8 protein-coding genes and 1 pseudogene are annotated in these 10,504 nt (G+C 45.6%); 6 read left to right on the forward strand and 3 right to left on the reverse strand.

Annotated elements, in window-relative coordinates; genetic code table 11:
* Positions 1 to 54: 54 nt before the first annotated feature.
* Positions 55 to 2,280 (reverse strand): glycosyltransferase, encoded by a 2,226-nt coding sequence (locus O9300_RS15015; RefSeq protein ID WP_353851560.1) that lies wholly within the window; start codon positions 2,278 to 2,280, stop codon positions 55 to 57.
* Positions 2,281 to 2,466: 186 nt separating this feature from the next.
* On the opposite strand from O9300_RS15015, the gene O9300_RS15020 reads away from it, so the two are divergent.
* Complete coding sequence (locus O9300_RS15020) at positions 2,467 to 2,649, forward strand: hypothetical protein (RefSeq protein ID WP_002759616.1); 183 nt, start codon at positions 2,467 to 2,469, stop codon at positions 2,647 to 2,649.
* On the opposite strand, the gene O9300_RS15025 is transcribed toward O9300_RS15020, so the two are convergent.
* Positions 2,642 to 3,181: an NUDIX hydrolase gene (locus O9300_RS15025; protein WP_287972475.1), complete on the reverse strand. Its 540-nt coding sequence runs from the start codon at positions 3,179 to 3,181 to the stop codon at positions 2,642 to 2,644. The genes O9300_RS15020 and O9300_RS15025 overlap by 8 nt on opposite strands.
* A gap of 161 nt (positions 3,182 to 3,342) precedes the next feature.
* Here O9300_RS15025 and rpsN point away from each other — a divergent pair, with 161 nt between their 5' ends.
* A complete protein-coding gene (rpsN, locus tag O9300_RS15030; RefSeq protein ID WP_147071634.1) occupies positions 3,343 to 3,645 on the forward strand; it encodes a 30S ribosomal protein S14 in 303 nt (100 codons plus the stop codon).
* Between the two features lie 135 nt (positions 3,646 to 3,780).
* On the opposite strand, the gene O9300_RS15035 is transcribed toward rpsN, so the two are convergent.
* A complete protein-coding gene (locus tag O9300_RS15035; RefSeq protein WP_287972477.1) occupies positions 3,781 to 5,934 on the reverse strand; it encodes a polyribonucleotide nucleotidyltransferase in 2,154 nt (717 codons plus the stop codon).
* A 408-nt stretch (positions 5,935 to 6,342) separates the two neighbouring features.
* On the opposite strand from O9300_RS15035, the gene O9300_RS19535 reads away from it, so the two are divergent.
* From O9300_RS19535 to O9300_RS15050, 4 genes and pseudogenes are all read left to right on the forward strand, one after another.
* Positions 6,343 to 6,522, forward strand: a complete 180-nt coding sequence (locus O9300_RS19535; RefSeq protein WP_353851561.1) for a hypothetical protein — start codon at positions 6,343 to 6,345, stop codon at positions 6,520 to 6,522.
* Complete coding sequence (gene prfA / locus O9300_RS15040; protein ID WP_287972479.1) at positions 6,501 to 7,601, forward strand: peptide chain release factor 1; 1,101 nt, start codon at positions 6,501 to 6,503, stop codon at positions 7,599 to 7,601. Before O9300_RS19535 ends, prfA begins: the two co-directional genes overlap by 22 nt.
* 152 nt (positions 7,602 to 7,753) lie before the next feature.
* Positions 7,754 to 8,995, forward strand: a complete 1,242-nt coding sequence (gene argJ / locus O9300_RS15045) for a bifunctional ornithine acetyltransferase/N-acetylglutamate synthase (RefSeq protein WP_002759624.1) — start codon at positions 7,754 to 7,756, stop codon at positions 8,993 to 8,995.
* Between the two features lie 485 nt (positions 8,996 to 9,480).
* Positions 9,481 to 10,380: pseudogene (locus O9300_RS15050) on the forward strand (pentapeptide repeat-containing protein); the annotation flags it as partial.
* Positions 10,381 to 10,504: the final 124 nt, after the last annotated feature.

A 10,504-nucleotide genomic window follows, 5' to 3' on the forward strand; every position in this document is an offset into this window, starting at 1 on the left:
GATACGATAATCAGTCATTAATTTTTCGATAAGTATTTTCGATTTTTGACTGAACTAAAGGGCTGTTTTTCGATTCAGAATTGCCCGACAAATCAAGCCTATACCCCGAAAAAAGCTGATAATTAACAACCAAAGGGATTGTAATTCTCCTGCCGTATTTTTCAGGGGCCAGCGCTGGGGACGACAGAATAAAAAAGTAATTAGTTTTCTCTGGTCTGATAGGGTAAGTGGCTGGAATTTAAGGGTTGCTTGCCAGATTTTTCCTCGTTTTTCTAGATTGACTATATGAGCAGATAAGCGCAAGTCTTCGCCTAAAATATCTAGGAGTAATTGTTCTGAGTAGATGGGTTCCCTCAGGTGAATTTCTGCTCCTATTTCTGAAAGTTTTTTCAGATTGCCCTGCATAATTATATCCGATTCTGTTATCAAGTTAACAGGATATTCTAGCACTTGGTATTGAGTTTCTAGGGTGAGGGGAGCTTCCAATAAAGCCACTAAAGCAGTGATGATAATAACCACATTATATATAGCCAAAATCAAGCCAAAATTTAGGGGACTTGCTTGATAATTGTGATGGTGCAAATTAAAGAAAATACTAATTAAAGTAATGGTGAGAAAAAACAGCAATGGGTAGGATAAACGCCAATTATATTGATAATTTTTACGAGCAATTCCCTTCGGTGTCACCTGAAATCCCTTGTCAAAGGGTTTCCAAAGAACATGGAGAACTGTTAGGGCTGTAGGTACACAAATAATCATCGATAGTACCTCAGAAAAAATAATGGAGCGCGAGCGAGAATTTAACCAGTGATAAGTGGCTAACTGCAGCATCATGTAGGGTAAAAATATATAGATTGTCTCATGGATGGTAATGTTCAAAGGTACGATATAACCAAAGGTATAAAGGAGAGGAATAAGGAGAGAAAATAAACGAGCTAAGGGAGAAAACCAAGATAATATTCCTTCTAAGTTTGCCAATCTTTGAGGGAGAGTTAATCCCGCAATTTTTAGGGGATTAGCTTTGATAAAAAAGGCCTGTAAAGTTCCCCTTGCCCAGCGCAATCTTTGCCGTAAATAAGCGGATAAACTTTCGGCAGATAAACCAGCGCTGAGTTTTTCATTTAAGTAAATAACTTCATAACCTTTGGCAGAGATAGCAATCCCAGTGAAATAGTCTTCACTAATAGATTCTGTATTGAAGTAGTCCACTTCTTCTAATGCTTTTCTTCTGACAATAAAAGAAGTGCCAGCACAGACAGGACTACCCACCCCATCTTTAGCCGGTTGGATATGACGATAAAATAATTCTTCGTCGGGAGTAACGATATTTTCTAAACCTAAGTTATGGGCGATAGGATCGGCATTATAAAAGCTTTGGGGCGTTTGCACTAGGGCAATTTTGGAGTTTTGAAACCAGCCAACAGTTCTTTCTAAAAAGTTACTACAAGGGATAAAATCTGCGTCAAAAACTACCACTAATTCCCCTTGAGTTTGTCTGAGAGCATGGTTTAAATTGCCTGCTTTAGCGTTTTTTCTATCCTCACGAGTCAGATAATGACAATTTAATTTTTCTGCCAATTGATCAATTTCTGACCTCTGGTTATCATCGAGAATATAAATATTTTTATGAGGATAATTAAGGGCTTGACAACCAATAATAGTTCTTTTTAAGATGAAGGCTGGCTCATTATAGGTGGGAATCAAGATATCTACCGTGGGCAAATATTGTTTATTGATCACTGCTTGACTATAAAAATCAGCTTCTTTGCGTCTATCTTTTGTGGTTAAGACTAAAACTAACTGAATCATGCTACTACTTAAAACCATCATCTCAAGGACTAAAAGTAGTAAACTAAAAAAGCCATTGAGAGGGGTGGAAAGATTTAAGGTGGCCAGAATTCTCCAGAGTAGATAGCGCAGGGTGATAGCTAGAGTGATAGAAATAATGACTAATCTTGACCAAACTTGCGGACGCGGAGACAAGAAAATGATTAACTGCGTAAAAATTAGCAGGATAACCGTGGGTAATAATAATTGATAGCTATGAGCAACCGTGGGAACTTTAATCCAAGCAAATGGATTAAAAAAATCTTCTACTAAGCCAAGTATTAATCGATCAATATTGTGTTCTGGCCAACATAATGATAAACTGACCATCATTAGCCCGCCGATCACTGCTAACATAATTAAAATAACTGACATTATCGATAAAATCGATTTTAATACGGAGAAATATGCTGGTTTTTGAGGTAACGGAAAAATCGATTCTCGGTTAGACATAAATCCCCTTCTGAGCAAATAAATCTAACTACATTTTACATTTCTTAACAAAAACCTGTGCATTTTTGGCAATGACAGGAGCGCTCTCCACCAAAATGCTACATTTTGTATCAAGCCGAAGATGAAACTGGCAAGAAAAAGTGTAGAAATAGTATACTTCGGTTAACCGTGAGGAAAAATTAATCTATGATAGCCGTCAAAATCGCCGTTGTTAGCGCTCTCGTTTTAGTTGTGGTCAAATTCGTCGCTTCTGCTCTAGGCAAAGGCAATATACCCCTGCTTAATCAGGCTGTCACCGTGATTTTAAGCCTTTTTATCGGTTTTGAGTTGATTCAACTAGGACAAGCGGTGATTGAAAAGATTAATTAAGGGCTAAACGGGCCAGATAGAAGCTAGTAATAGTTTTAGCATCGATCGATTCTCCCCCTGCGATCGCTGATTCCATTTCCTCAAAACTCATCAAAACCACTTCTAGATCTTCATCGACATCTTGAGCGGGGGGCAAGCTTAATTTTTCCAGATCCTGGGCTAGAAAAGCATAGATGTATTCATCGGAATAACCGGGTGCCAGGGCAAATTTACCCAAAGATTGCCAATTGTGCGCCCGATAGCCCGCTTCTTCCTCTAATTCTCGTTTTACCGTCGTAGCAGGGTCTTCTCCTTCATCGATCGTTCCGGCGGGAAATTCCAGAATTCGAGCTTGCAAACTAAATCGATACTGACGTACTAAAACCAATTGACCTTCCTTGGTGATCGGAACTGCTAAAGCGCCCCCTGGATGACGGACACATTCCCATTCTCCCTCGACACCGTTAGGTAAACGCAGTTTCGAGACTTCAAACTGAAAGACGCGACCTTGATAAAAAAGACGTTGTTGGAGAAATTGAGGCGGTTCAGACATAGAAAATTTTCAACTAGGACTTTAAGAATTAATATCAACAAATGTTGCTTTTGTCACCGGTGTTAGGAAGCGGGTAGAATTATCATCTAACGGCCAAGGAGAGATTCAGGTTATAATGGGAAATGCTGTCTTTACAGGTTAAATCTTTTTCGAGAAACCCCATGGCAAAAAAATCGATGGTAGAACGCGAGAAAAAACGCGATCGTCTCAGACAAAAATACGAAGCTAAACGGACGGAACTAAAAGAACAATTCCGCACCGCCGAAGATTTTGAAGAAAAACTGGCAATTCACCAAAAATTACAGGAATTACCCCGCAATAGCGCTCCCAGTCGTCACCGCAACCGTTGTTTAACGACCGGCAGACCGAGAGGATACTATCGCGATTTTGGTTTATCCCGCAACGTTTTACGGGAATGGGCCCACCAAGGTCTTTTACCCGGTGTGGTCAAGTCTAGCTGGTAGTCAGAAACAATATCTAGGGAAAATACCGGGATAGAGGCGTGGTTTTTGCGTCTCTATTGCTGTTTTTAAGCAATTTTAGCGATAAAAAAACCCTCGATCGAGCGATCGAGAGTTAAACATGAACAAAAAATTTACCTAGACTACAGTAGCAGCTTTACGGGCAGCGGCGGCCTCATCGGGATGAATACCGAGACGGGTGAGATTGAGACGACCTTTACTATCGATCTCCCGTACCTTGACTAACACCTCATCCCCCACGGCCACTTCATCCTCGACCTTACCGACACGTCCCTCGGCCAATTGGGAAATATGGATCATTCCCTCTTTCCCTGGCAAAACTTCCACAAAAGCGCCGATTTGGATAATGCGAGTCACGCGACCGAGATAAACCTCACCCTCATTGAGTTTGCGGGTCATATTGTAGATCAGTCGTTTAGCTTTTTCGGCCTGTTCCCCATCGGTGGAGGAAATGGTGACAGTACCATCGTCATCGATATCGATTTTCGTGCCAGTCTGTTCAGTAATCCCTTTAACCGTCTTACCACCCGGCCCGATTACTAACCCGATCAGATCTGGATCGATCTTGATCGTCAATAACCGGGGTGCGTGGGGAGATAATTCCGTGCGCGGTTTTTCTAGGGTCGCTAACATCTTCTCTAGGATATGTTTGCGGGCCGGTAAAGCTTGTTCGATCGCCTTGGCCACCACTTCCATGCTTAAACCGGGGATTTTCATATCCATCTGGAGAGCGGTGATGCCAGAATCAGTGCCAGCCACCTTAAAGTCCATATCTCCCAGAAAATCCTCGATACCCTGGATATCGGTCAAAATCCGCACTTCTTCCCCTTCTTTAATTAAACCCATGGCCGCACCGCTAACGGGTTTTTTCAGGGGAACACCGGCATCCATCAGCGCCAGGGTAGAACCGCACACGGAACCCATGGAGGTGGAACCATTAGAAGAGAGGACTTCCGACACTACCCGCAGCACATAGGGAAATTCCTCCTGGGGGGGAAGGACAGGTACGATCGCCCTTTCCGCTAAAGCACCGTGACCAATTTCTCGACGGCCGGGAGAACGCATGGGACGGGTTTCACCGACGGAAAAGGGTGGGAAATTGTAGTGATGAAGATAGCGTTTTTCGTCTTCGGGATGGAGATCGTCGCCCAAATCCTGAGCATCACCGGGGGTGCCCAGGGTGGCGATCGAAAGCACCTGGGTTAAACCGCGATTAAACAGGCCGCTACCGTGAACCCGGCGGGGTAAAACTCCCACCAGGCAAGAAATCGGGCGTACTTCGTCCAGTTGGCGACCATCAACCCGCACCCCATCCTCAATAATTTGGGCGCGCATCAGTTTTTTGGTCAGATCCTTAAAGAGATTACCGATTAACTTCGGTTCTTCCAGGGTTGGAGCTTTTAAGGGGTCTTCATCGGGGAGAGCGGTTATAGTTTCCTTGATCCGATTTTCGATCGCCGCTAATTTCTCATCCCGTTCGGTTTTGCTGAGGGTAAACTGAGAGAGAATCTGTTTAATTTCCTCTTTAGCTTGTTCTTTCAGGAAATTATGCACGGTTTCGTTTACTGCCGGCGCTTCTCGGGTCACGAGGGGAATACCCAACTGATCGATCAATTCCCGTTGAGCGGTGATCAGGTCGCGGACCGCTTCATAACCAAAATCGATCGCCTCAATAATATCCCGTTCTGGTAACTGATTAGCTCCCGCTTCGATCATCACCACCCCTTCGGGACTACCGGCCACCACTAGATCCAATTCTCCGTTATGGATTTCCTTGTAGGTGGGATTGATGATAAATTCATCCCCTAATAAACCGACGCGCACCGCTGCCATCGGTCCTTGGAAGGGAATCCCTGCCAACAGAACCGCCACGGAGGCTCCGGTAACGGCCAAAACATCCGGGGGGACTTCCTCGTCCATTGAGAGGGTCGTAGCGACCACTTGAATATCATCCCGCAGCCAACTGGGGAATAGAGGCCGCAGGGGGCGATCGATCAAACGACCGGTCAGAATCGCTTTTTCCGGGGGACGACCTTCACGACGCAAAAATCCTCCCGGGATGCGCCCAGCGGCGTATAATCTTTCTTCGTAATCAACGGTTAAGGGCAGGAAATCTACTCCTTCTCTGGCTTTGGCTGTGGTTGCTGTCACTAAAACCGCCGTTTCTCCCGATTGGATCAGAACACTACCGCCAGCTTGGGGGGCTAAAAGCCCTATTTTTAGTCGAATATCCCTGCCATCAAAGGATATTGACTTGTCAAACTCTTCCATGTAAAGCTATATTCCTTTCTTTCACTTTTCTCTGTGCTGTGGCAATCCTAGCATTTTTTGTCCCCCTTTCCAGCAGGTTTAGTATTCAGTGATCAGTTATCAGTGATCAGTTATCAGTGATCAGAGTTGAGTTTTCAGTTCGCTGATTACTCTTTACCGTTTACTGATCACAGCAAAAAAGCTCGCCACTTCCCCACTTCCCCAATCCCCCAATCCCCCAATCCCCCACTTCCCCACTTCCCCACTTCCCCACTTTTAAACAGAATTTAAGATTACTTGCTCAAACCGGCCAAAAAATGATAGTTTCAGATATAGGAATAATCTGGTTAAGAAAAAAATGTCTTCCCTTGCCGCTTGCTGGCCCAAAAATATTTCTAAGTATTAGCAAAACTGACTGACTGTCAGCAGTTGGGCGGGATTTTTCCGATCTCGAAGAACCCCAAACCAAGAAAATTAAGACAATTAAAAGGATTGCGTCTCTATTATCTGTTAGACGCTTCTAATCCAGTGAATTTGCGGGTTATCTTCCAATTAACCCCGTTTAACCCTATTTATGGCTATCGATTATGGCTGAAAGTTATTTACTAGACAAACTGCAATCTGTAGAACAGACCTACAAAGAATTAACCCGTCGTCTAGCGGATCCCGATGTCACCAGTAATCCGGGTGAATTGCATCGTCTGGCCAAATCCCGCGCTTCCCTAGAGGAAACGGTCAACACCTACGAAATTTGGCAAAAAAGTCAAGAGGATTTAATCGGTGCGAAACAAATCTTCAAAGAATCCGCTGGCGATCCCGAATTAAGGGAAATGGCCGCCCTAGAAGTGGCAGAATTAGAGGAAAAAATCGCCACTTTGGAAGACCAATTAACCATTCTGCTGCTGCCCCGGGATCCCCTCGATGAAAAGAATATCATGCTGGAAATTCGCGCCGGGACCGGAGGTGATGAGGCCAGTATTTGGGCGGGGGATTTAGTGCGTTTGTACTCAAAATATGCCGAAACTCAAAACTGGAAAGTTAGCCTTTTGAGTGAATCTCCGGCGGATATGGGAGGATTTAAAGAGGCAATTTTAGAGATTAAAGGCGATAACGTCTATAGTAAGCTGAAATTTGAGGCGGGAGTCCATCGGGTGCAGCGGGTTCCTCTGACGGAAGCCAGTGGTCGCGTCCACACTTCCACCGCTACCGTGGCGATTATGCCAGAAGTGGACGATGTGGAAGTGCATATCGATCCCAAGGATATTGAGTTAACCACGGCTAGATCTGGGGGTGCAGGCGGTCAAAATGTCAATAAAGTGGAAACTGCCGTCGATTTAATCCATAAACCCACGGGAATCCGAGTTTTTTGTACCGAGGAGCGATCGCAATTGCAAAACCGGGAACGAGCTATGCAGATTCTCCGGGCGAAACTGTACGATATGAAGTTACAGGAACAACAGGAAGCGGTCAGTTCCATGCGACGCTCTCAGGTGGGAACTGGTTCCCGTTCGGAAAAAATTCGCACCTATAACTATAAGGATAATCGTCTCACCGATCATCGCTTAAATCAGAATTTTTCCCTCGATCGCATTTTAGACGGCGATATCGAAGAGGTGATCCAATCCTGTATCGCCAAGGATCAACAGGAAAAACTGGCAGAATTAGCCGCTGCCCAAGAGACAGCCTAATCAGAACACAGGAGACTCCGAGACTCCTGGATTATTTTTATTTATGCTCCCCACTCCCCTCTCCCCAACCCGCAACGGTCAAACCCTTTGCTACTTTTTGGCTTTTTACTTGCTATAATCGATCGTCGAATTTGAGTAGGAGACGGGAGAAAATGGCCGATTGGCAGGAAATAGAGGGGGGGATCACCGCCCCAAAAGGATTTAAATCCGCAGGGATGGCCGCGGGGCTAAAACCGTCCGGTTTGCCCGATTTAGCCCTAATTGTCTCGGAAACAGAAGCGATCGCCGCCGGAGTCTTTACCACCAGTCAAGTGCGCGCCGCTTGCGTCGATTATTGCCGTCAACGCCTCCAAACTAAAGCCAGCGCCAGGGCGATTTTGTGTAATGCCGGCCAAGCAAACGCCGCCACGGGGGAAGCCGGATGGCAAGATGCTCTCGATAGTGCCGCCGCCTTGAGCCAAGTTTTAGGGATTCCCGCCGATGCAATTTTGCTGGCTTCTACAGGAGTCATCGGGCAACGGATTCGCATGGATGCGTTAACCGCCGCTTTACCGACCTTAGCAGGTTTATTGTCGGAAAATGGTGGCGAAAGCACGGCCCGGGCGATTATGACCACGGATCTAGTCCCCAAATCGATCGCCTTGCAAACCACTATCGATGGTCGTCCGGTCACAATTGGGGGAATTGCCAAGGGATCGGGGATGATTCACCCGAATATGGCGACGATGCTCTCCTTTATTACCTGTGATGCCGCAGTATCGACGGTTCTCTGGCAAAATATGTTAAGTCGGGCGGCTAATAAAAGTTTTAATCAGATTACGGTGGATGGGGACACCAGTACCAATGACAGTCTGATCGCCTTGGCTAACGGTCAATCGCGCACCACGGCGATCACAGAAATGGGCCGGGATGCCCAAAAGTTAGAGGCCATGTTAACGGAAGTTTGTCAATACCTGGCTAAAGCGATCGCCCGGGATGGGGAAGGAGCCACCTGTTTAATAGAAGTGCGGGTTTCGGGGGCGGCCGATGATCAGTCCGCTCGTCAGATTGCTCGCACCATTGCCGGTTCTTCCTTAGTAAAATCGGCGGTTTTCGGTCGAGATCCTAACTGGGGACGAATTGCGGCGGCCGCGGGCCGGGCCGGGGTAGTCTTCCATCAAGAAGACCTGCAAATCAAGTTAGGCGACTTCGTGATGATGGAAAATGGTCAACCTCTGGCGTTCGATCGAGCTAGTGCCAGTAATTACCTGAAAGCGGCAGCAAGCGGGGCTTATTTACGAGAAGATACCGTTTTAATGTCTATCTGTATCGGTAACGGTTCAGGAACAGGTACGGCCTGGGGTTGCGATCTTAGTTACGATTACGTCAAAATTAACGCTGAGTACACCACTTAGGGTTTGCTGAAAAAGCTTTTCCTAGGGGCAGGGTGTGGGGTGTGGGGTGTGGGGTGTGGGGTTTTACCTATTTTCAGGTGGTCAGTTACCTAATTTTCAGGGAAAAAGTCCAGGGATTTTCCCCCCGATCCCCGCAACGGCTGGCACTTTTTGAGGGAAAAAAAGTCTAAAAGTCTGATCCAACAAGGTTTTTAGATTTATTCAGCAAGCCCTACTTAAAGCGATCGATTCTGTAAATAGGCTCTCTTGTCCTTGCTGGATTGTATCGCAACAGCTTGATCAAAGGTTGACGTTAGGCTCTAGTCTATACCGACAATCTCGATGATCGATCCTGTTGATCACACAGCAGCCGAGAGAGCCGATTACTCGATTAACAGATAAACTTTAATGGTTGGATTTTACTCTCTTTCAACCAACCTCGAAAACAGTTTTGTCAGTCCCTCAGTCCCTTGGCAAAATCCATCTATTGGTGGGGAAAACGCTACATGGTTCCGAAAAAATCACCACGAATTCCTTTAGAATTGCACCAGATCAAGGCTTACGAGTTTTATCAAAAACGGCTGGCATCGGGTAAAGAAGGCAATGAGATAGATGACTGGCAGCAAGCGAAAGAATATTTTAGCCAACATCCCAGAGCGATTCTTGCTTGGAATCTAAAGATGCCCTATCGCTGGGGAAAAAGGCTAATTAAAAGATTGTTGCTATCGCTCCAGTCTCTTGTCAGAGTTGCTTGGAAACTGCTAATCTTTCCCTTCTGGCTATTTCAGCAAATACCGGGGCTTTTTGCCCGTGAAGACAAAGACAGCCGCACCTTTGCCATTGATGTGGTCAAAACGATTATTTCTGCCTTGGGATTAATTGCTACCCTTTCGGCAGGAATCGGACTTTTTGTCAATTATCGCAATTCTCAAGCGGAAATGCGACTGACTCAGGAACGTCTGATTACCGAGCGCTTCTCGAAAGCTGTCGAGCAAATCGGTAATAATAAAGAGGAGGTGGTAATTGGCGGCATTTATTCCCTAGAGCGAATTGCCAAAGATTCCCCCAAAGATCAATGGACAATTATGGAAGTGCTGACTTCCTACATTCGTAAAAATTCCCCCATTCCCTCGAATATTCAACAACTGGAGCCGGCGGCAAGACAGAAGGCCCTAGAAAAGCTCCCTTCCGTGAGTATTCCAGTTCAGGCCGCTTTAACGGTAATCGGGCGGCGTAAAGTTGAGAATGACCAAGCTGGGGATAATTTGGCTGAAACAAATGACTCTAATAAAATTAAAATTCTTGATTTAAGTTGGACAAATTTGAGGGGAGCCAACCTCAACGGAGCCAACCTCAACCGAGCCAACCTCGAAGGAGCCAACCTCTACCTAGTGGGACTTAAACGCCAAATAAAGATCAAATCGAGTATAATCGTTAAAGAGTAAGCACTTTACGTTGAAAAATCGGCGATGAAAGAGACAACCCCAGCCGCGATGCCCCCATGCTTTGACCGATGGTGTCGGCGGTTTG

This window comes from Microcystis sp. LE19-195.1E (assembly GCF_027532095.1).
GTDB classification, from domain to species: Bacteria; Cyanobacteriota; Cyanobacteriia; order Cyanobacteriales; family Microcystaceae; genus Microcystis; species Microcystis aeruginosa.